Raw genomic sequence first — 20,325 nt, 5'->3', positions numbered from 1 at the left:
GTTTTCCGGCTCAGGGGTCCAGGTCCTCGGCGGACCGCTCGGCGAAGATCCGCATGGTCGCGGCGGTCACCGGGCCCGGGGCGCCGGGCAGTTCGCGGTCGTCTGTCCGGTGCAGCGCCTGTACGTCCCGCAGGGTGGAGGTCAGGAAGATCTCGTCGGCGCGCCCCAGCACGTCCAGCGGCAGGTCGGTCTCCCGCGCGCCGGTCCACTCGAGGACCAGGGCCCGGGTGATGCCGGGCAGGCAGCCGGAGGTGACCGGCGGGGTGTGGATCTCGCCGTCCAGGACGACGAAGACGTTGGACCCGGTGCCCTCGCAGAGCTGTCCGACCGTGTTGCCGAACAGCGCCTCGGAGGCGCCGTGTCGGTGGGCGCGGGCCAGGGCGACGACGTTCTCCGCGTACGAGGTGGTCTTCACGCCGGCGAGGGCGCCGCGTTCGTTGCGGGTCCACGGGACGGTGATCGCGGCGGTGGAGTCCGGGCGGCGGGCGGTCTCTCCGACGGCGACCACGAGGGTGGGGCCGTGCTCGCCGCGGCCGACGCCGAGCGGGCCGTGGCCGCCGGTGTAGGTGATCCGCAGCCGGCCCAGCGGCACCGGGTCGGCCTCCAGTACGGCCGTACAGGCGCGGCGGACCTCGTCGTGGTCGGGGTCGGGCAGGCCGAGGCCGCGGGCCGAGCGGGTCAGCCGGTCGAGGTGCCGGGTGAGCGCGAACGGTGCGCCGTCCACCGCCTTGACGGTCTCGAACACGCCGTCGCCGACGGTCAGGCCGTGGTCGAGGACGGAGATCCGGGCGGATTCCAGGTCCCGCAGGCCGCCGTCGAGCCAGATCCTCATGTGAGCGCCCCCTCGGTCTCCTCGTAGGTGCCCGACGCTACCGCGAGCAGCCGGGACGCCTTCAGCTCGGTCTCGTGCCACTCCCCCTCCGGGTCGGAGCCCCAGGTGATGCCGGCGCCGGTGCCGAAGCGCAGGACTCCCGCGGCGCGGTCGATCCAGAAGGTGCGGATGCCGACGGCCAGCTCGGCGGTGCCCCGGTCGGCGTCCACCCAGCCGATGCCGCCGCAGTAGGGGCCGCGCGGGGCCGTCTCCAGCGCCTCGATGATCCTCAGGGCGCTCGACTTCGGGGCGCCGGTGACCGAGCCGGGCGGGAAGGCCGCGGCCAGCAGCTCCGGCCAGCCGGCGTCCGCGCGCAGCTCGCCGCGGACGGTGGAGACGAGGTGGACGAGCCCGGGGTGCTTCTCCACGGCGCACAGGTCGGGGACGGTCACGCTGCCCGTCGCGCAGACGCGGCCGATGTCGTTGCGGACCAGGTCCACGATCATCACGTTCTCGGCGTAGTCCTTCTCCAGCAGGTCCGCCTCGGTGCGTCCGGTGCCCTTGATCGGTCCGGACTCGACGGTACGGCCGTCCCGGCGCAGGAACAGCTCGGGCGAGGCGGTGGCGATCTCCACGCCGTGCTCCGGCAGCCGAATCGTTCCTGCGTAGGGCGCCGGGTTGCCACGGGCCAGGAGGGCGGTCAGGGCGTCCACGTCGGCGCCGGGGGGAACGGGCGCGCTGAGCACCCGGCAGAGGTTGGCCTGGTAGACCTCGCCGGCCGCGATGTGCTCGCGGATGCGGCGGACGGCCGCCGTGTAGGCGGCGCGGTCCAGGGAGGAGGTCCAGTCCCCCACCGCCGGGCCCCGCCAGCCTCCCGGCGCCGGGGCGGGCACCGGCTCCTCCCGTACGTCCGCGAAGCGGGCGCAGGTCAGCCGGCCCTCGAAGTCCTGGCAGACGGCCCAGAAGCCGGTGGAGTCCAGGGCGGCCGGATCGCTGGTGACGTCGAGGAGGCCGGTGGCGACACGGTCACCGAAGCGGGCGAGAGGAGCGTGGTGGAGCACGTGGTCGAGTCTAGGGCGGGTGTCCGCCGGGCGGCCCCGGGATGTCGCCGAGGGGGCCCTGGCCACCGGGTCCGTCGGGCGCACCGCAGCACGCTGCGGAAACGCGTTTTTGTACTGGCCCGGGAATCCGCTAGAGTTCAACACGTCGCCGGGACGCGGAAGCGGACCGAAACGACAAGCGGACGTAGCTCAGTTGGTAGAGCGCAACCTTGCCAAGGTTGAGGTCGCGAGTTCGAGCCTCGTCGTCCGCTCGCAGGAAGAAGGGGTCATCCCGATCCCCTACACTCCTGGTGGAGTGGCCGAGAGGCGAGGCAACGGCCTGCAAAGCCGTCTACACGGGTTCAAATCCCGTCTCCACCTCCAAGGACGATTAGCTCAGCGGGAGAGCGCTTCCCTGACACGGAAGAGGTCACTGGTTCAATCCCAGTATCGTCCACTGGATCTTCTCGAAGATCCCACCCGCGCGATTAGCTCAGCGGGAGAGCGCTTCCCTGACACGGAAGAGGTCACTGGTTCAATCCCAGTATCGCGCACTGTCTGTGACTCACGGGTCACAGCCCGCGGACGATTAGCTCAGCGGGAGAGCGCTTCCCTGACACGGAAGAGGTCACTGGTTCAATCCCAGTATCGTCCACACAGCAAGGAGCCCCCGGCCGTCTCGTACGGCCGGGGGCTCCTGCGTGTGCTCAGCCGCCCGGCGGCTCAGCTGGAGAAGAGCATGTGGCCGAAGCTCTTGTGGCGGTGGTGGCCGTAATGACCGTGGCCGCCGTGACCGCCGTGGCCGGGCTGCGGGGCGCCCCAGGCGGGCGCGGGCGGGGCGGCCGGGTAGGCCTGCGGGGCGGCGGGCGGGGGCGGCGGGGCCGGCTGCGACCACTGGGCCTCCAGGCGGGTCAGCGCCTCCAGCTCCCCGTAGTCGAGGAAGATGCCGCGGCAGCCGCTGCACTGCTCGATCTGGACGCCGTTGCGGTTGTAGGTGTGCATCGGCGCATGGCACTTCGGACACTGCATGCTCGGCTCAACTCCTCGCCGTTCGGTCCTGCTTCGTGTTTCCCCAGGACAGACTCCGTCCGGGCCCGGGCGGTTGCAGCCTAGCCCGGGAAACCGGGTGCGGGCCGAGGGGGGCGGGACGCCTGCGCAGGCACGGACGGCATACGGGCGCAGGCGTCGACCACGGCCTGCTCCACCTCGTCCAGCGGGCGGTCCGCGGCGAGCGCCTTGGTGACCGCGAGGGCGGCCGTCTGCACGGTGAGCGCGCGGGCCGGGACGTCGAGGGCGGGCCAGGGGTCGCCGTCCGCGGGCACGGCCGGGCCGCCGGCCCGCCGGTAGGCGGTCAGGAAGCGGGTCCACTCGTCGGGCGGGAGGAGACCGCAGGCGTACCAGGCGGCCGGGCGGGCGAGGTCCCATGCCGGGACGCCGGCGCCGAGGTCGTCGACGTCGATCAGCTTCCACGGGCCGTCCGGCGCCGGGTGCCGGACGAGCTGGCCGAGGTGCAGGTCGCCGTGGCACAGGGCCCAAGGGCCGGGCATCGGTGCCTCGGCGCGGGCCCAGGCGGGCAGGGTGGCCCACGCGCCCAGGACGGGGAGGGCGGCGGCGCGGGGCGCCGCGTGGGGCGTGCTGCGCAGGGCCGCCTGGAGCCTGCCGAGGGCGCGGGCGGCCTTGGCGGGGCCGCGCATCGGGGGGAGGCCGGCGGGGACGGGGGTGCGGTGCAGCCGGGCCAGGAGGGTGGCGGCGGCCTCCCAGGGAGCCGCGTCCGGGTCGTCCGGGTCGACCGGGAGACCGTACGGCCAGAGGGTCACCGGGCGGTCGTGCAGGGTGGCCGGGGTGGGGCCGAGCGGCGGCAGGAGTACGTCGGGGAGGCGGGCGGCCGTGGCGACGCGGAGGGTCAGGGCGGCGGGGTCGGTGTCCGGGGCGTGCGCCTTGGCGACGGTGCCGGCGTGCCGGACGACGGTGGCGTCCTGACGGTCGGCGAGGGTTGCGCCGACGCAGGTGCAGGGGGGAAGGGCGGTGGGTCCGTGGGGGTGCGGGTGCGCGTGGGCGGCAGCCTTGGCCCTGGCGGTCAGGGCGGGTATGAGGGCGGGGGGTGCTGGGGTGGGGCGGGGGCCGGTGCCGATGCTGGTGCTGGTGTTGGTACCGATGCCGGTGTTGGTGCCGGTATTGGTGCCGTTGCGTGCGTCTGCACCTGTGTCTGCGGTCAAGGCTGCCTCGGGCGGGTTGGCTGTTCGGCTGAGGGTACTGGGGCGGGCCGGGGGTCGGGGCGCTCGACCGCGCCGACGGGGTGCCGCCCCAGCGGCACGACTGCCCGCAGCCGGTCCTGCTGCTGGGCGGCGCGCTTCCGGCAGGGCTGTCGTGCCCTCGTGGCACGGACACAGCCGCAGCCTCAGGCACCGGCACCGGATTGTCGCCGTGGTTCCTCCGGAAACGGCTAATGCCGGCGCAGCTCCCCAGCTGCGCCGGCATCTGTGCCGTCCGCCGCACCCCCGTCCCCACGGGGTTTCATGGATGGATGTCCCCGCCCGGACCGCTCTTCCGGGCCTGGGGTCGCCGCTCAGCGCCCCAGCATCGCACCCACGGACGACGCCTGTGTGGCCACCGTCTCCCAGCCGTCGCAGACGAGCAGGAGCAGGGCCGCCAGGGGAAGGGCCATGAGCGTCGCCACCAGGGGGTGGCGACGGCCCGTCCGGCGCGGGACGAACGCGGTGCGTCGCGGTGCCGTGTGGGCCATGGTCCCTCTCCTGACCGTTCGGTTGTCATCTGCAGCGGCGGGTGCCTGACCTCGGGGGACGAGTGCTGCACCCGCCGCTTGACCTCAAATCTAGGCGCGCGGCGCACACGGGGCGTCATGCCCTCGTACCGATTGCCGGGCCTCCCGGAGGATGAGCCATGACCTGCGAAGTACTCCCCTGGGTGGAGACGCGGGCCCGGGTGTCGGGGTCTTCCCGGAGGGGGCGGTCCGCTCTGTCCGGTCATTTCCGAAGCATCCCGGAGGTCGGGAAGAGTGAGTTCGATCACTCGGGCCGGGGCCCGGGCGGGGGCCGGAGACGGGACGCGGTCCGGGGGCCGGCCGGGCCCGCGGGCCGCCGCGGAGCGTCGCCGGGCCAGGGCGCGGCCCCGCGCACCGCGGCCCCGCGCGAGCCCAAATTCCCTGCGCGAGTGGCTGGTTGGCATGCACGGTGACCGGAAGTCGCCGTGCCGCGCGGCTTCCTGACCGGGATTCACCTCCCCCGGTCGGCCCACACAATCCGTCCGGCCGAGAGGGCGCGGCCTCTGCGCGCAGGCGGCCGTGGAAACGTAAGCTGTGCCACGTCACAGGACCGGGCAGCGGGGATGAACATGGCGATGATGCGCCTGAGGCGCGAGGACCCGCGCGTCGTCGGCTCGTTCAGGCTTCACCGACGGCTCGGCGCGGGCGGGATGGGCGTGGTCTATCTCGGCTCCGACAAGAAGGGGCAGCGGGTCGCGCTGAAGGTGATCCGTCCCGATCTGGCGGAGGACCAGGAGTTCCGGTCGCGGTTCGCGCGCGAGGTGTCGGCCGCCCGGCGCATCCGGGGCGGGTGCACGGCCCGGCTGGTCGCCGCGGACCTGGAGGCCGAGCGGCCCTGGTTCGCCACCCAGTACGTACCCGGACCCTCCCTGCACGACAAGGTCGCCGACGAGGGCGCGCTCGGCGCCGCGGACACCGCGGCGATCGGCGCGGCCCTGTCCGAGGGACTGGTCGCCGTGCACGAGGCCGGCGTCGTCCACCGGGACCTCAAGCCCTCCAACATCCTGCTGTCCCCCAAGGGACCGCGGATCATCGACTTCGGCATCGCCTGGGCCACCGGTGCCTCCACGCTCACCCATGTCGGCACCGCGGTCGGCTCCCCCGGCTTCCTCGCCCCGGAACAGGTGCGCGGCGCCGCGGTCACCCCGGCCACCGACGTCTTCTCCCTGGGCGCGACGCTGGCGTACGCCTCGACCGGCGACTCGCCCTTCGGGCACGGCAGTTCCGAGGTGATGCTGTACCGGGTGGTGCACGAGGAGCCGCACCTGCACGGCGTGCCGGACGCGCTCGCCCCGCTGATCCGGGCCTGTCTGGCGAAGGATCCCGACGAACGGCCGAGCACCCTGCAGCTGTCGCTGCGGCTGAAGGAGATCGCCGCCCGGGAGGCGCAGGGCCTGGACGGCGTACGGCCGCCCGCGCCGCGTGCCGCCGAGGCGGACCGGCCCACCGGACGGCTCGTCGACACCTATCCCGAGCAGCAGCGCACCCAGCGGCGTACCTCTCCCGGTACGCCGCTGCCGCGCGGGGGCACCCCGGCCCGGGGCGGGATGCCGGCGCGCGGCGGCCCGGTCTCCCGCGGTGAGGCGCCGGCCAGGGGCGGGATGTCCTCGCGGGCGGACGTGCCGTCCCGGGGCGGGGTCCCCTCACGCGGCGGCAGCGGTGCGCGCGGGGGCGCCACCGCCTCCTCCCGGCCGGGCACGGCGCGACCCACCCCGGCACCGCGGGGCGGCGGGCCGCGCTCCGGCGGTGGCCGTCCCGCTCCGCGCGGCGGCTCGCGGCGGCCGGGGCAGCGCCCGGCGCGGACCGGACGGCGGCCCGCCAATCCCCGGCTGCTGCGGCAGCGGCTGTTCGTGTTCGTGGTGGTGACCCTGCTGGTCGCCCTCGGGATCGCCGTGGCCCAGGGCTGCCAGGGGCCGGCGCGCGGTCTCGGCGACGACGGCGGAGTCCAGCGGCAGCGGCACACGCAGCCCGGCTACCCGCCGGCCGTCGACGGGAAGGTCATGTCCGACGAGCAGCGGTCGAAGCTGAGCCACGACGCCGGGAACTGAGCCACGACGCCGGGGACTGAGCCCGACCGGAACGGCACCCTCGGACCCGCGCGGTCAGGAGGCCGGCCGGCCCGTCGCCACCGCGTAGAAGGCGACCGCGGCCGCCGCGCCCACGTTGAGCGAGTCGACGCCGTGGGACATCGGGATGCGGACCCATTCGTCGGCGGCGACCAGCGCCTGCGTGGACAGTCCGTCGCCCTCGGCACCGAGCATGAGGGCGACCCGGTCCATGGTGTGCGGGGCGGCCTCGTCCAGGGTGCGGGCCTTGTCGTCCGGGGTGAGCGCGAGCAGGGTGAAGCCGGCCTCGCGGACCGCGTCCAGGTCCCGGGGCCAGGTCTCCAGCCGGGCGTACGGCACCGAGAACACCGCGCCCATGGACACCTTGACGCTCCGCCGGTACAGCGGGTCGGCGCAGTCGGGCGACAGCAGCACCGCGTCCATGCCGAGGGCCGCCGCCGAGCGGAAGATGGCGCCGATGTTGGTGTGGTCGTTCACCGACTCCATGACCACCACCCGGCGGGCGGAGCGGAGCAGTTCGCCGGCCGCGGGCAGCGGCTTGCGCTGCATGGAGGCGAGGGCGCCGCGGTGCACGTGGTAGCCGGTGACACGCTCGGCGAGCTCGGGGCTGACGGCGTACACCGGAGCGGGGAGTTCGTCGATGACGTCGCGCATGACGTCGATCCACTTGGCGGAGAGCAGCATCGACCGCATCTCGTAGCCGGCTTCCTTGGCCCGGCGGATGACCTTCTCGCCCTCGGCGATGAACAGGCCCTCGGCGGGCTCGCGCTTGCGGCGCAGCTCGACGTCGGTCAGGCCCGTGTAGTCGCTCAGGCGCGGGTCGTCGGGATCCTCGACGGTGATGAGATCGGCCACAGGGTGATACTGCCTTGTCCTGGGAGTGGTGCCAACGGCTGGGAAGGGATGGGTTACCCCGGGTTACGCGTGTTCAGGCCAAGGTCACGCCGAAGGCCGCTCGGGGCCGACCCGTACGACCTCGCCGATGACGATGACCGCGGGGGGCTTCACGTCCTCGGTGCGCACCGTCTCGGCGACCGTGGCCAGGGTGGCGTCCACGCGACGCTGCGCGGCCGTGGTGCCCTCCTGCACGAGGGCGACCGGCGTCTCGGGGGACTTGCCGTGCGCGACGAGCGTCTCGGCGATCTTGCCGATCTTGTCGACGCCCATCAGGACCACGAGCGTGCCGGTGAGCCGGGCCAGCGACGGCCAGTCGACCAGGGAACGCTCGTCGTCGGGCGCCACATGCCCGCTGACCACGGTGAACTCGTGGGCGACACCCCGGTGCGTGACCGGGATGCCGGCCGCGCCCGGCACCGAGATCGAGCTGGAGATGCCCGGCACCACGGTGCACGGGATGCCGGCCTCGGCGAGCGCCTGCACCTCCTCCATGCCCCGGCCGAAGACGTACGGGTCGCCGCCCTTGAGCCGGACCACCGCCTTGCCCTGCTTGGCGTGCTCGATGAGCGCGTTGTTGATGGCCTCCTGGGCCATGTAGCGGCCGTAGGGGATCTTCGCCGCGTCGATGACCTCGACGTGCGGCGGGAGTTCGGCGAGCAGGTCGCGCGGGCCGAGCCGGTCGGCGATGACGACGTCCGCCTCGGCGAGCAGGCGCCGGCCGCGGACCGTGATCAGGTCCGGGTCGCCGGGTCCGCCGCCGACCAGGGCCACACCGGCGGTGCGGGTGCGGTGGTGCGGGGCGACGAGGGTGCCGTCGCGCAGGCCCTCGACGACCGCGTCCCGGATGGCGGCGGTGTGCCGGGGGTCGCGGCCACGCGCGTGCGTGGTGAGTACGGCCACGGTGACGCCCTCGCTGTGACCGGTCGCCGGGGTCCACGCGGTCGCCTGGTCGGCGTCGTCGGAGCGGACGCACCAGACGCGGTGCCGCTCCGCCTCCGCGGAGGCCCGCGCGTTGGCCTCGGGGTCGCTGGTGGCGATGAGGGCGTACCAGGCCTCGGCGAGGTCTCCGTCCTCGTACGCGCGCCTCACCCAGGTGATCTCGCCGGCGTCCGCCATGGCCTCGACCGACGGGGTCGCCCCGGGGGACACGAGGACGATGTCCGCACCCGCGGCGATCAGGGCCGGGAGGCGGCGCTGGGCGACCTGGCCGCCGCCGAGGACGACCACACGGCGGCCGGAGAGGCGGAGGCCTACGGGGTAGGCGGGGTGTTCGGCCATGAGGTACGGCTCCTCGTGCAGCTGTGGCATGGGCGCGCTGCACCTTCGGAGCGGCCCTGACGTGCGGATTTTATGCCGTGGACACGGCACACGGCACGGGTGGTCCGGCAGCTGAACACCGGACCTCCCCGTGCCGCGGCGGCTACTTCTCCGTGACGCCCGCCGAGTCGAACGTCGCCACCTCGTGCATCGCCCTCGCCGCGCTCTGGACCAGGGGCAGGGCCAGCAGGGCGCCCGTTCCCTCGCCGAGGCGCAGGTCGAGGTCGACCAGCGGGCGCAGGCCCAGCTTGTTGAGGGCGGCGACGTGGCCGGGCTCCGCGCTGCGGTGGCCGGCGATGCAGGCCGCGAGGACCTCCGGCGCGATGGCGCGGGCCACGAGGGCCGCGGCACCGGCGCTGACGCCGTCCAGGATCACCGGCGTACGCAGCGAGGCGCCGCCGAGGAGCAGGCCCACCATGGCCGCGTGCTCGAAGCCGCCGATCGCCGCGAGGACGCCGATCGGGTCGGCCGGGTCCGGCTGGTGGAGCTCCAGGGCCCGGCGGACGACCTCGGTCTTGCGGGCGAGCGTCTCGTCGTTGATACCGGTGCCCCGCCCGGTCACCTCGGCCGGGTCGGCACCCGTGAAGACCGAGATGAGGGCGGCCGAGGCCGTGGTGTTGGCGATGCCCATCTCGCCCGTCAGCAACGCCTTGTTGCCGGCCGCGACCAGGTCGCGGGCGGTCTCGATGCCGACCTCGATGGCAGCCTTGGCCTCCTCGCGGGTCATCGCGGGGCCGGTGGTCATGTCGGACGTACCGCCGCGGATCTTGCGCGGCAGCAGGCCGGGGGTGGCCGGCAGGTCGGCGGCCACGCCCACGTCCACGACGCACACCTCGGCGCCGACCTGGCCGGCGAAGGCGTTGCAGACGGCTCCCCCGCCGAGGAAGTTGGCCACCATCTGGGCGGTCACCTCCTGCGGCCAGGGGGTGACGCCCTGGGCGTGGACGCCGTGGTCGCCGGCGAAGATGGCGACGGCGGCGGGCTCCGGGATCGGCGGCGGGCACTGCCGGGACAGCCCGGACAGCTGCGCGGAGATGATCTCCAGCATGCCGAGCGCGCCGGCCGGCTTGGTCATCCGCTTCTGGCGTTCCCAGGCCTCACCGAGGGCCTTGGCGTCGAGCGGGCGGATCTGTGCGACGGTCTCGGCGAGCAGGTCGTGGGGTTCCTCTCCGGGCAGGGCGCGGCGGCCGTACGTCTCCTCGTGCACCACCCAGGACAGGGGGCGTCGCTTGGACCAGCCGGCCTGCATCAGCTCCGGCTCGTCCGGGAACTCGTCGACGTACCCGACACACAGGTAGGCGACGACCTCCAGGTGCTCGGGCAGGCCGAGCGCGCGGACCATCTCCCGCTCGTCGAAGAAGCTGACCCAGCCGACGCCGAGGCCTTCGGCGCGGGCGGCGAGCCAGAGGTTCTCCACCGCGAGCGCCGAGGAGTAGGGCGCCATCTGCGGCTGGGTGTGACGGCCGAGCGTGTGCCGGCCGCCGCGGGTGGGGTCGGCGGTGACGACGATGTTGACCGGGGTGTCGAGGATGGCCTCGATCTTCAGTTCCTTGAACTGCTTGGCCCGGCCCTTCGGCAGCGACTTGGCGTACGCCTCGCGCTGCCGCATCGCCAGTTCGTGCATCGTCCGCCGGGTGTCGGCGGAGCGGATGACGACGAAGTCCCAGGGCTGCGAGTGGCCGACGGAGGGCGCGGTGTGCGCGGCCTCCAGGACCCTCAGCAGCACCTCGTGCGGGATGGGGTCGCTGCGGAAGCCGTTGCGGATGTCGCGGCGCTCGCGCATGACCTTCAGGACGGCCTCGCGCTCGGCGTCGGCGTAGCCGGGCGCGGCCGGGCCGGTGGACTTCGGTGCTTCCTCCACTGCGGCCGTGCTCTCTTCCTGGTCGGCAGCCCTGGTCTGCAGGTCCTCCGCGTGCTGTACGACGTCGGGGGCGGGCGCCGCGTCCGGTACGACGGCCGGCTCGCCCTCGCGCGGTGCGGGCACGACGAGGGGGTGCGGCGGGGTGGGCGCCAGGTGGGGGGTGGTGGGCACCTGGCCCTCCACCGGCACGAACTGCCCGAGCGACTGCTGGTCCGGCTCCGCGGGCAGGCTGGACGGGAGCGGCTGCTCCGGGTTCTGTGCGTGCACCGCGTCCACCGGGGTCTCCGGCGCCTGCGGCTGGAGCTGCGGTCCGGCGACGGGCGCCGGGCCGGCGGCGTCCCCGGCCTGCGGCTGCTGCCCGGGCACGGCGGACCCGGCCGGGGCGTCGGCGAAGTGCGGGACGCCTTCGGCGATCTGCGGCCCCTGGGCCTGGAGCAGGGCCGGCTCCACCGGCGCGCTCGCCTCGGCGACCTGCACGGCGGGGGCGGCGGACTCCGGCGCCTCGGGGACCGCGGCCGCCTGAGCCTGCGCGGCGTCCACCGCCACCTGCACGGAAGCCTGAGCCTCGACGGCGTCGGCCGCCACCTGCGCGAGAGCCTGCGGCTCGGCGGACTGCGGGGACTCGGCAGGCGCCTGGGGCTGCGGGGCGTCGACGGCTTGCGCCGCGTCGGCAGCCTGGGGCGCGGGAGCGGCCGGCTCCGGCGCGGGAGCCGTCGGCTCCGGCGCGGCAACGGCCGCCTCCGGCGCGGAGGCGATCGGCTCGGCGGGGGCGGGGGCGGACGGCGGCACGGCCACCGGCTCCACGACGACGGGCTGGGACACGTCCACGGGCTGCGCGACCTCGCCGGGCTGCGACGCCTCCACCGACTGCGCGGACTCGACGGGCTGCGACGCCTCCGCCGACTGCGCGGCAACGGCCGCCCCCGGCGCGGCAGCAACCGGCTCCGCGGGAGCGGGGGCGGACTGCGGCACGGCCACAGGCTCTACGGCCGCGGGCTGCGACGCCTCCACCGACTGCGCGACCTCGGCGGGCTGCGACGCGTCCACGGGCTGCGCGGACTCGACGGGCTGCGACACCTCCGCCGGCTGCGCGGACTCGACGGGCTGCGACGCCTCCGCCGACTGCGCGGCAACGGCCGCCCCCGGCGCGGCAGCAACCGGCTCCGCGGGAGCGGGGGCGGACTGCGGCACGGCCACCGGCTCCACGGCCTCGGCGGGCCGCGCGGGAGCGGCCGGCTCCGCGGCGGCCGCTTCCGGTGCGGCAGCGGCCGGCTCCGGCGTGGGAGCGGTCGGCTCGACGGGGGCCGGCTCGACGGCGGCCGGCTCCGGCGCTTCGACCGGCTGCGCGACGTCCGTCGCCTGTACGGTCGCGTCGGCGTGCTCCACGGTGACAGCCTGCGTGGCCCCGGCCGGCTCGGCGGGTGCCGTCGGCTGAGGCGCGTCCGCTGCCGCCGCCGTGGGGGCCGGGGCCTCGGTCGCCGGGCCGGACTCCGCGGTGCCCTGGGCACCGGCGGCCTCGGCGGGCTGCGGGCCGGCCGGCGGCTCGGCCGGTACGGCCTGCTCCGGCCCGGACGGAACACCCTCGGCCGGAACGCTCTGTTCCCCCACTGGTTCCGCGGGTTCCGCCACGGGGGCCTCCGGCGTCGGCACCTCGGCGGGCGCGGGCTCTTCGGCCCCGGGTGCGGTCGGCGCACCGTCGGCGGCCGGAGCACCCTCGGCGGCCGGAGCACCCTCGGCGGCCGGAGCACCCTCGGCGGCCGGTGCGGCCTGCTCCGCCGGGGTCGCCTCGGCGACGGCAGCCTGAGCATCTTCCGCGCCGGGTCCCGTCGGCGCCGTGTACACGCCGTCGTGGGCGTGCACCGGCTGCACCCCGTCGTGGCCGTGCACGCCGGGCACCTGGCCGGTGAGGCGGGCCACCGCGGCCTGGGCCGCGTCGGTCTGCTCGGCCGGCGCCGGTGCGGACATGGGCGGGTTGACCGTTTCGGCAGCCGGGGCCTGCACGTCGGCCTGGGCCGGGGCGGGCGGGGCCGCGCCCCAGGGGGCCGCGCTCTGCGGAGCCATCTGCGGCTGGACGTCGAGGTACTCGGGGCCGGCGGCCGGTGCTCCGGGCTGCCGTACCGGCGCGCCCGCGGGGCCTCGGTCGGCGAGGGAGCGGACCGGGCTCGCCGAGGCGTCGGGGATCGGCGGGCCGAGGTGCAGCGGGCGGCGCGGCGGCTGCGGCGCGGCCGCCGGATCGTGCGGCGCCGAGAGGATGGGGGACGGGGTGACGGAGACGGGCCCCGAGTCGGGCAGCCGTACGCCGCTGAGGTCGACCGAGCCGCTGTCGCGGCCGGCCGTCTCGTGCGGGCCCGGCTCGTGGACGGCTTCCACCACCGGTTCCGGAGCGGGTGGCGGAACCTCGTTGCCCCACGCGCCCTGGGCACCCGGCAGCAGCAGGTCTTCGTCCTCGGCGGGTGCCTCGGAGAGGTAGGTGTACGCGCCGTGCGTGGGAACGCCCGGCTGTTCCACCATGCCTGCGCTCTCCGGCTGCCCCTCGCCCGGGACCTGGCCGGTGTCGGTCATGCGTACCCCTCGCCCATCGGTTAGTGCTCCTACGACCAGCTCACCCGGAACGGCGCACCGACCGCCCCGCAGTGAAGAACGAGCGTCCGTGCCCAGCGGCACGAACGACCCGCCGGAAAAGGCGACAAAGCCATTCAGTGGCATTGTCCCGGTCGTTCCGCCGTCGCGACAGCATGATCCACGACAGCCCGCTGTGGACTGCGCCACGTTGCGCGTCCTCCGGTTCCGCAGTACCACACCCACCCCAAAACGGGCGTGCGATCCGGACATTGGCGAACGAAGTTCGGGCCACCGGTGCGGTACAACGATCGGCCAGCCTACCGCGCGCGGTACGACAACAGGATCACGGGGCGCGGTCCGGCAGTACCCCGCTGAGCAGGAACGCTACGTTCCGCTCGGTCTCCGTCCAGGCCCGGGTGTCGAGTTCGACGGACTGCAGCAGGGCGCACTCGACCCGGTACCCGTGCTCGGTCAGGTCGCGGCCGACGCGTTCGGCGGCGTCCCGGGTCGCGGCGTGCGTGACGATGCGCTGCGGGCGCCGGTCGGCGACCGCGGAGACGACCGCCGGTCCCCCGCCACCCACTCGCACGACGTCCGGTTCGGGCAGGTATTCGAGGACGTGCGGGGCGCTGCCGTGGACGATCTGGAGCTGGACGCCGAAGCGGCGGGCCGAGGCGTCCGTGCGGGCGCAGGCGGCGGGGTCGTGGTCGACGGCGATGACGGCCGCACCGGCGCGCGCGGCCTCGGTGGCGAACGCGCCGCTGCCGCAGCCGATGTCCCAGACGAGGTCGCCGATCCGGGGCCCGAGGCGGGCGAGTTGGGCGGCGCGCAGCAGCTGCGTCTCCCCCTCGCCGAGCCCTCCGCCCGGCGCGGTTCCCGGTCCGGCTCCCGGCCCGGCGCCGTAGCTCTCGTCGGGCTGGACCCAGCCGCGCGGGCCGGCGCCCGGGTCGCGCCCGGCGATCCAGCCGCCGCTCTCGCCGGCGCCGGCGGGGCCGCCGATGACGATGACGACGTTGGGGTCGCGCCAGGTGTGGTCGGCGGCCTTGTCGGAGGTGACGACGCTGACCTGCTCGCGGTCGGTGCCCAGTTCCTCGCAGATGACGAAGGTGCGGTGCACGCCCTCCAGCAGGAGGCCGAGTTCGGCGGGGCCGGCGCCCGGTGCGGTGAGGACGGCGACCTTGGTGTGGGCGCGGCAGACGTTCACGGCCCGGCGCAGGGTGCGCGGGTGGGCGACGACGACCTGGGCGTCGTCCCAGGGCATCCCGGCGCGCGCGAAGGCGGCGGCGACCGCGGAGACGGCGGGGACGACCTCGACCTCCAGGCCGAACTCCGGTGCGCGCAGGGTCCGTACGACGCCGAAGAAGCCGGGGTCGCCGTCGGCGAGCACGACCGCGGTGCCGCGGTGGGCGGCGATGCGGCGGGCGGCCAGGGCGAGGCTGCCGAGGCGGATGCGTTCGGCGGCGGGCGGCAGCTCGGGCAGCGCCAGGTGGTGGGCGGCGCCCGCCACGAGGGTGGCGGCGCCGAGGGCGGCCCGTGCCGCGTCGGTCAGCGGCGAGCCGTCCCAGCCGATCACCGTGACCCGGTCGGCCATCGTCGTCAGTCTCCAGGGGTTCTGCGCAGGTCTTCGGGTGGGGTGGGCCCGTAGCGGGCTCCGTGAGAGTACCTGGTGGGGCTCGGGGTCTCAGTTCCAGTCCGAGTACGACGGGAAACCACCGCCGTCGGCCAGGTGCTCGCCGGCTCCGGCGAGGTCCTCCGGCAGCAGGCTCCACACGATGACGTCCGTGCGTACGTCGGTCCAGGTGCCGTCCTCGGTCCTGGTCCGCGCTATCCAGGCGTTGCGCAGGACGCCCTCGCTGATGCAGCCGATCTTCTGGGCCACCTGCTGGGAGGCGGTGTTGTCGGCGGCGGTGCGCAGTTCGAGCCGCTCGAACTTCTGGTCGTGGAACAGCCACTGGGCCATGGCGAGGGCGGCTTCGGAGGCGTAGCCCTCGCCGCGGGCCCAGGGGGCGACGACGTAGGCGATCTCGCTGGAGCGGACGCGCCAGTCGGTGTTCCTCAGGTGGACGATGCCGACGAGCCGCTGGGTGAGGAACTCGGTGACGGCGAGGACGATGCCGCGGCCCCCGGTGCGCTCGTCGGGGGCCAGCCGGGTGATCCACTCGTGGGCGTCGGCCGCGCCGTAGGGGTGGGGGACGGTGGTCCAGGCGACGACCTGCTCGTCGTTCATCATCTCGGCCAGGGCGGGCACGTCGTCCTCGTCGAGGGGACGCAGCACCAACCGCTCCGTGCTGATGGAGATGTTGGGGAAGGTGCTCGTCATGCGCCGCTCCGTAACCTTCGGAAATTCCTCGGAAGACCGTCAGGGCCGTCAGGCCTGCTGAACTGCCCAGCATGCAGCATGAAACCACTGAACCGCACAACGGGGTCCACACCCGGTGAGGGAGTGGACCCCGTGCGTGGCGAAACCCCGTGTACGCGCCGTCAGCCGCCGGTCACCGGCAGGACGGACCCGTGGTACTTGTCCTGGATGAACCTGCGCACCTCGGGCGAGACGAGCAGCTTGGCGAGCTTCCTCACCCGCGGGTCGTCCTCGTTGCCGCGCTTGACGGCGAGGAGGTTGGCGTAGGGGTTGTCCTTCGCCGACTCCAGGAGGATCGCGTCCTCGGTGGGGCTGAGGCCCGCGTCCTGGGCGTAGTTGTTGTTGATGACCGCGGCGTCCACGTCGTCCAGCGAGCGGGGCAGCTGGGCGGCCTCCAGCTCCTTGAACCGCAGGTGCCGGGGGTTGGCCGCGATGTCCGCGGGGGACGCGTCGGCGCCGGCGCCGTCCTTCAGCTCGACGAGACCGCCGGCCGCCAGCAGCCTGAGGGCGCGGCCCTCGTTGGTGGTGTCGTTCGGCACGGCGACGGTGGCTCCGTCGGCGAGCCGGGTGACGCGCTCGACCTTGTGGGAGTAGACGCCCATGGGCGGCAGGTAGGGCTTGACGACCGGGACGAGGTCGGTGCCCCTGGACTTGTTGAAGTCGTCCAGGTAGGGCTGGTTCTGGTAGAGGTTGGCGTCCAGCTCGCCCTCCTGGAGGGCGGTGTTCGGCAGGACGTAGTCCGTGAACTCCTTGATCTCCAGCTTCAGGCCGGCCTTGGCGGCGAGGTGCTCCTTGACGTAGGCGAGCACCTCGCCGGCCGGGACGGCGGTGGCGCCGACGACGAGGGTGTCGTCCTTGCCACCGCCCTTGCCGGAGTCCGTGCCGGAGCCGCAGGCGGTGAGGCCGAGGGCGGCCAGTGCCGCCACGGCGACGACGGACGTGCGCATGGTCTCAGTCCCCCCTGACGGCTCAGAAGGACGGGATGACCGAGCCCTGGTACTTGTCCTCGATGAACTTCTTGACCTCGGGCGAGGTGAGGAGCTTCGCGAGCTTCTTGACGCGCGGGTCCTTCTCGTTGCCCTTCTTCACGGCGAGGAAGTTGCCGTAGGGGCTGTTCTTCGGGGACTCCAGGACCAGGGCCTCCTTGGCGGGCTTGATGCCGGAGGAGATGGCGTAGTTGCCGTTGATCACGGCCGCGTCGACGTCGTCCAGGGAGCGCGCGGTCTGGGCCGCCTCGACCTCCTTGAACTTGAGGTTCTTGGGGTTCTTGGCGATGTCCTGCGGGGTGGCCTCGCTGCCGGCGCCGTCCTTGAGGGTGATGAGCCCGTTGGCGGCGAGCAGCTTCAGGGCGCGGGCCTCGTTGACGGCGTCGTTCGGGACGGCGATGGTCGCACCGCTCTTGAGGGCGTCGGCCTTCTTGATCTTGTGGGAGTAGAGGCCGAGCGGCTCCAGGTGCACCGTGACGACGGGCACGATGTGGGTGCCGCGCTTCTTGTTGAAGTCGTCCAGGTACGGCTGGTTCTGGAAGTAGTTGGCGTCCACCGAGCCGTCCTCGGTCGCCGTGTTCGGCGTGATGTAGTCCGTGAACTCCTTGACCTCCAGGTCGAGGCCCGCCTTCTTCGCCAGCTTGTCCTTGACGAAGTTGAGGATCTCGGCGTGCGGGGTCGGGCTCGCGGCGACGACCAGGGGGCCGCTCGTGTCGGAGGAGCCGGAGTCCTTGCCGGAGCCGCAGGCGGTCAGCCCGAGGGTGAGGGCTCCGGTGGCGAGGACGGCGGTGGTGAGCTTGGCGGTGTTACGCACGAAAAGTGCCTTTCCTTATGGGTGGTGCGACCCCGTGTACGGGTGAACGGGGAGTCTGGGTGTCTTTACGCGACCTTGCCGACGTCGGCCGCCGCGGGCTCCTTGGCCTTCAGCAGGCGGAGCCTGGGCGCGGGACCGGACCGGCCGCCCCGGCGGTGCAGGGAGCGGGCCGCGAAGTCGCCGGCGAACTGGATGACGGAGATGACGACGGCGAGGATGCCGACGGTGATCCACATCATCTGGGTCTCGAAGCGCTGGTAGCCGTAGCGGATGGCGATGTCCCCGAGGCCGCCGGCGCCGACCGTGCCGGCCATGGCGGAGTAGCCGATGAGGGCGACGATCGTGGTGGTGGTGCTGGCGATCAGGGAGGGCAGGGACTCCGGTACGAGCACCTTGCGGACGATGGTCCAGGTGCTGCCGCCCATCGACTGGACGGCCTCGACGAGCCCGCCGTCCACCTCACGGACGGCCGTCTCGACCAGGCGCGCGAAGAAGGGAATGGCGCCGATGGCGAGCGGCACGATGGCGGCCTCGCGGCCGATGGTCGTCCCGGTGATCGAGCGGGTGACCCCCATCAGCGCGACCATCAGGATGATGAACGGCATGGAGCGGGCCACGTTCACGACCTGCCCGATGACCTTGTTGGCGACGACGTTCTGCAGCAGGCCGCCCCGGTCCGTGAGGACCAGGAGGATGCCGAGCGGAAGGCCGCCGACGACGGCGATCAGTGTCGACCAGCCGACCATGTAGAGCGTGTCCCAACACGCCTGCGACAGCAGCGGCTGCATCTCGGACCAGGTCACTTGGCACCTTCCTTCACCAGCAGGTTCTCCTGGCCCACCACGTCGATCTGCAGGCCCTGTTCGCGCAGGAACCCGACCGGCACCACGTTGTCCTCGTAGCGGCCGGGCAGTTCGATGCGCATGCGGCCGATCTGGAGGCCGCCGACGGTGTCGATGGCGGCGCCGAGGATGGAGATGTCGATGTTGTAGGTGCGCGAGAGCTGGGAGATGACCGGCTGGGTGGCGGCCTCGCCGTGGAAGGTGATGTCGAGGACGGTCCGGTCGGCGCCGGTGCGCTCGCCGCTGACCGGGAAGAGCGCGGCGGCCAGCTCGGAGCCGGGCGTGGCGAGCAACTCGCTGACCGTGCCGGACTCCACGATCCGGCCCCTCTCCATGAGGGCGGCGGAGTCGCAGACCGACTTCACGACGTCCATCTCGTGGGTGATGAGCAGGACGGTCAGGCCCAGCTGCCGGTTCAGGTCGCGCAGCAGCTGGAGGATGGAGCGGGTGGTCTCGGGGTCGAGGGCGCTGGTGGCCTCGTCGGAGAGCAGCACCTTGGGGTCGCCGGCGAGGGCGCGGGCGATGCCGACGCGCTGCTTCTGGCCGCCGGAGAGCTGGGCGGGGTAGGCCTTGGCCTTGTCGGCGAGGCCGACCAGGTCGAGCAGCTCCAGCGCCTTGCGGGAGCGGGCCCGGCCCGCCTGGCCGAGGATCTCCAGCGGCAGCTCGACGTTGTCCTGGACGGTCCGCGAGGACAGCAGGTTGAAGTGCTGGAAGACCATGCCGATCCGGCTGCGGGCGCGGCGCAGTTCCCTGCCGGCGCGGGGGCCGCGGCCGGCCAGGGCGGTGAGGTCCTGCCCGGCGACGGTCACGGTGCCGGAGGTGGGGCGCTCCAGCAGGTTGACGCAGCGGATGAGGGAGGACTTGCCGGCGCCGGACTGGCCGATGACGCCGTAGACCTCGCCTTCGCGGACGTGGAGATCGACGCCGTCGAGGGCGGTGACCTCACGGCCGCGGGAGCGGTAGACCTTGGTCAGGCCCGAGGTGGTGATCACGTGGGTTTCCGTCACTGTCGAGTGCGCGGGCGTGGGTGTGCCCGGGCACGGGTGCATGCGGTTCCGGCATGGAGGGTGGCGCTTCGTCCTGTGCGGTCTGCGGGGCACGGACATGCCACGGCTCTCGCTTCGGGGCGCGAGGCTCAGCTGATGCGGGGGCCCTCTAGAAGGCGCACATTCGACACATCAGGCGACACATACAACGAGCACCGGGCGTCATGGTCGCCTCGGTCGCAAGGGTGCGGCAGCTCGTCGTGGTCATGCGCTCAGTAAAGCAGACGGACGGTCTTGACCGGACGCCGCTGTCCGCATACTGGACAGCGGTGGACGGCGACGGCCGGGGAATCAGCCACGGACGGCGATCCCCACTCCCCCGTCGGTGACCAGTGCCGACAAGGCCGACAGGTCCCGCACCACCAGGTCGGCGTCCAGCTCGTGCGCCCGGTGGGTTGTGGCCAACGCCACGGTGGTCATGCCGGCCGCGCGGCCCGCCCGCAGTCCGGCGGGGGCGTCCTCGAAGACCACGCAGTGGGCGGGGTCCACGCCGAGCTGCCGGGCGGCGAGCAGGTAGGGCTCGGGGTCGGGCTTGCCGCGGGTGACGTCGTCGGCCGAGACCAGGGACTTCGGGGAGATGCCGACGGCGGCCAGGCGGGCCTCGGCCAGGCGCCGGGTGGCGGAGGTGACCACGGCCCAGCGGTCGGCCGGCAGCGAGTCCAGGAACGCGCGGGTGCCGGGCAGCAGCCGTACCCCGCCGTTCGGTACGTCCTCCACCTCCAGCTGCTCGACCCGGGCCACCGCCTCCGGCACCAGGCGGGCGGGCAGCAGGTCGGCGACGATCTCGACGGCGGTCCGCCCGTGCAGCTCGACGCGTCCGAACTCCTCGGCGGTGATCCCGTACTCCCGGGCCCAGCGGGTCCAGCAGCGCTCGACGGAGTCGAGGGAGGAGACGAGGGTGCCGTCGTTGTCGAACAGGAGGGCGTGCGCATGGATCGTCAT

16 protein-coding genes and 5 tRNA genes are annotated in these 20,325 nt (G+C 73.9%); 6 read left to right on the top strand and 15 right to left on the bottom strand.

Annotated features, from left to right (window positions below; all coding sequences use genetic code 11):
- Positions 1 to 10: 10 nt before the first annotated feature.
- Positions 11 to 832 carry an aminotransferase class IV gene (locus IEZ20_RS19665; RefSeq protein WP_189300409.1) on the bottom strand — a complete coding sequence of 274 codons (822 nt, stop codon included), beginning with the start codon at positions 830 to 832 and terminating at the stop codon, positions 11 to 13.
- On the bottom strand, positions 829 to 1,872 hold the full coding sequence (locus IEZ20_RS19660) for a chorismate-binding protein (protein WP_189300407.1): 1,044 nt from the start codon (positions 1,870 to 1,872) through the stop codon (positions 829 to 831). The genes IEZ20_RS19665 and IEZ20_RS19660 overlap by 4 nt, the downstream gene beginning before the upstream one ends.
- A gap of 178 nt (positions 1,873 to 2,050) precedes the next feature.
- Between IEZ20_RS19660 and IEZ20_RS19655 the strand changes: the two genes are divergently transcribed.
- From IEZ20_RS19655 to IEZ20_RS19635, 5 genes are all read left to right on the top strand, one after another.
- Positions 2,051 to 2,123, top strand: a tRNA-Gly gene (locus tag IEZ20_RS19655).
- Positions 2,124 to 2,161: 38 nt separating this feature from the next.
- A tRNA-Cys gene (locus IEZ20_RS19650) sits at positions 2,162 to 2,235 on the top strand.
- Position 2,236: 1 nt separating this feature from the next.
- Positions 2,237 to 2,308 (top strand) — tRNA-Val (locus tag IEZ20_RS19645).
- A gap of 25 nt (positions 2,309 to 2,333) precedes the next feature.
- Positions 2,334 to 2,405 (top strand) — tRNA-Val (locus IEZ20_RS19640).
- 29 nt (positions 2,406 to 2,434) lie between these two features.
- Positions 2,435 to 2,506 (top strand) — tRNA-Val (locus tag IEZ20_RS19635).
- 68 nt (positions 2,507 to 2,574) lie between these two features.
- On the opposite strand, the gene IEZ20_RS19630 is transcribed toward IEZ20_RS19635, so the two are convergent.
- From IEZ20_RS19630 to IEZ20_RS19620, 3 genes are all read right to left on the bottom strand, one after another.
- Positions 2,575 to 2,880 (bottom strand): TFIIB-type zinc ribbon-containing protein, encoded by a 306-nt coding sequence (locus IEZ20_RS19630; protein WP_189300405.1) that lies wholly within the window; start codon positions 2,878 to 2,880, stop codon positions 2,575 to 2,577.
- A gap of 80 nt (positions 2,881 to 2,960) precedes the next feature.
- Positions 2,961 to 3,983 (bottom strand): phosphotransferase family protein, encoded by a 1,023-nt coding sequence (locus IEZ20_RS19625; protein WP_189300587.1) that lies wholly within the window; start codon positions 3,981 to 3,983, stop codon positions 2,961 to 2,963.
- Positions 3,984 to 4,417: 434 nt separating this feature from the next.
- The gene (locus IEZ20_RS19620; protein ID WP_189300403.1) at positions 4,418 to 4,594 is read right to left on the bottom strand and encodes a hypothetical protein; all 177 of its coding nucleotides are present in this window, start codon (positions 4,592 to 4,594) and stop codon (positions 4,418 to 4,420) included.
- A gap of 602 nt (positions 4,595 to 5,196) precedes the next feature.
- Between IEZ20_RS19620 and IEZ20_RS19615 the strand changes: the two genes are divergently transcribed.
- The gene (locus tag IEZ20_RS19615) at positions 5,197 to 6,681 is read left to right on the top strand and encodes a serine/threonine-protein kinase (protein ID WP_229896144.1); all 1,485 of its coding nucleotides are present in this window, start codon (positions 5,197 to 5,199) and stop codon (positions 6,679 to 6,681) included.
- Between the two features lie 54 nt (positions 6,682 to 6,735).
- On the opposite strand, the gene IEZ20_RS19610 is transcribed toward IEZ20_RS19615, so the two are convergent.
- The 10 genes from IEZ20_RS19610 to IEZ20_RS19565 all read right to left on the bottom strand — a co-directional run bounded on the left by IEZ20_RS19610 (position 6,736) and on the right by IEZ20_RS19565 (position 20,325).
- Complete coding sequence (locus IEZ20_RS19610) at positions 6,736 to 7,554, bottom strand: TrmH family RNA methyltransferase (RefSeq protein WP_189300401.1); 819 nt, start codon at positions 7,552 to 7,554, stop codon at positions 6,736 to 6,738.
- Between the two features lie 84 nt (positions 7,555 to 7,638).
- On the bottom strand, positions 7,639 to 8,874 hold the full coding sequence (gene cobA / locus IEZ20_RS19605) for a uroporphyrinogen-III C-methyltransferase (RefSeq protein ID WP_189300585.1): 1,236 nt from the start codon (positions 8,872 to 8,874) through the stop codon (positions 7,639 to 7,641).
- 142 nt (positions 8,875 to 9,016) lie between these two features.
- Positions 9,017 to 13,336: a nicotinate-nucleotide--dimethylbenzimidazole phosphoribosyltransferase gene (cobT, locus tag IEZ20_RS19600; RefSeq protein WP_189300399.1), complete on the bottom strand. Its 4,320-nt coding sequence runs from the start codon at positions 13,334 to 13,336 to the stop codon at positions 9,017 to 9,019.
- A 343-nt stretch (positions 13,337 to 13,679) separates the two neighbouring features.
- Positions 13,680 to 14,927 carry a precorrin-6y C5,15-methyltransferase (decarboxylating) subunit CbiE gene (cbiE, locus tag IEZ20_RS19595; RefSeq protein WP_189300397.1) on the bottom strand — a complete coding sequence of 416 codons (1,248 nt, stop codon included), beginning with the start codon at positions 14,925 to 14,927 and terminating at the stop codon, positions 13,680 to 13,682.
- A gap of 90 nt (positions 14,928 to 15,017) precedes the next feature.
- Positions 15,018 to 15,656: a GNAT family N-acetyltransferase gene (locus IEZ20_RS19590; RefSeq protein WP_189300395.1), complete on the bottom strand. Its 639-nt coding sequence runs from the start codon at positions 15,654 to 15,656 to the stop codon at positions 15,018 to 15,020.
- A gap of 161 nt (positions 15,657 to 15,817) precedes the next feature.
- On the bottom strand, positions 15,818 to 16,642 hold the full coding sequence (locus IEZ20_RS19585; RefSeq protein ID WP_189300393.1) for a MetQ/NlpA family ABC transporter substrate-binding protein: 825 nt from the start codon (positions 16,640 to 16,642) through the stop codon (positions 15,818 to 15,820).
- Positions 16,643 to 16,664: 22 nt separating this feature from the next.
- Entirely contained in the window at positions 16,665 to 17,495 is an 831-nt protein-coding gene (locus IEZ20_RS19580) for a MetQ/NlpA family ABC transporter substrate-binding protein (RefSeq protein ID WP_189300391.1), read from the bottom strand.
- A gap of 65 nt (positions 17,496 to 17,560) precedes the next feature.
- Positions 17,561 to 18,298 carry a methionine ABC transporter permease gene (locus tag IEZ20_RS19575; RefSeq protein ID WP_189300388.1) on the bottom strand — a complete coding sequence of 246 codons (738 nt, stop codon included), beginning with the start codon at positions 18,296 to 18,298 and terminating at the stop codon, positions 17,561 to 17,563.
- Positions 18,295 to 19,386, bottom strand: coding sequence for a methionine ABC transporter ATP-binding protein (locus IEZ20_RS19570; RefSeq protein ID WP_189300386.1), 1,092 nt, complete (start codon positions 19,384 to 19,386; stop codon positions 18,295 to 18,297). Before IEZ20_RS19570 ends, IEZ20_RS19575 begins: the two co-directional genes overlap by 4 nt.
- A 288-nt stretch (positions 19,387 to 19,674) precedes the next feature.
- A complete protein-coding gene (locus IEZ20_RS19565; RefSeq protein ID WP_189300384.1) occupies positions 19,675 to 20,325 on the bottom strand; it encodes an HAD family hydrolase in 651 nt (216 codons plus the stop codon).

The sequence above is a fragment of the Streptomyces cinerochromogenes genome (genome assembly GCF_014648635.1).
Lineage (GTDB): Bacteria > Actinomycetota > Actinomycetes > Streptomycetales > Streptomycetaceae > Streptomyces > Streptomyces cinerochromogenes.
Note: the sequence above shows the minus strand (reverse complement) of the source record. Positions and strands in the feature narration are given on the sequence as shown.

What these genes read in the sequence shown, in the direction of transcription:
- IEZ20_RS19665 (WP_189300409.1), bottom strand. Translation starts at nt 832, where the DNA reads ATGAGGATCTGGCTCGACGGCGGCCTGCGGGACCTGGAATCCGCCCGG.
- IEZ20_RS19630 (WP_189300405.1), bottom strand. Translation starts at nt 2,880, where the DNA reads ATGCAGTGTCCGAAGTGCCATGCGCCGATGCACACCTACAACCGCAAC.
- IEZ20_RS19620 (WP_189300403.1), bottom strand. Translation starts at nt 4,594, where the DNA reads ATGGCCCACACGGCACCGCGACGCACCGCGTTCGTCCCGCGCCGGACG.
- IEZ20_RS19615 (WP_229896144.1), top strand. Translation starts at nt 5,197, where the DNA reads ATGAACATGGCGATGATGCGCCTGAGGCGCGAGGACCCGCGCGTCGTC.
- cobA (WP_189300585.1), bottom strand. Translation starts at nt 8,874, where the DNA reads ATGGCCGAACACCCCGCCTACCCCGTAGGCCTCCGCCTCTCCGGCCGC.
- cobT (WP_189300399.1), bottom strand. Translation starts at nt 13,336, where the DNA reads ATGACCGACACCGGCCAGGTCCCGGGCGAGGGGCAGCCGGAGAGCGCA.
- cbiE (WP_189300397.1), bottom strand. Translation starts at nt 14,927, where the DNA reads ATGGCCGACCGGGTCACGGTGATCGGCTGGGACGGCTCGCCGCTGACC.
- IEZ20_RS19590 (WP_189300395.1), bottom strand. Translation starts at nt 15,656, where the DNA reads ATGACGAGCACCTTCCCCAACATCTCCATCAGCACGGAGCGGTTGGTG.
- IEZ20_RS19585 (WP_189300393.1), bottom strand. Translation starts at nt 16,642, where the DNA reads ATGCGCACGTCCGTCGTCGCCGTGGCGGCACTGGCCGCCCTCGGCCTC.
- IEZ20_RS19570 (WP_189300386.1), bottom strand. Translation starts at nt 19,386, where the DNA reads ATGCACCCGTGCCCGGGCACACCCACGCCCGCGCACTCGACAGTGACG.
- IEZ20_RS19565 (WP_189300384.1), bottom strand. Translation starts at nt 20,325, where the DNA reads ATGACGATCCATGCGCACGCCCTCCTGTTCGACAACGACGGCACCCTC.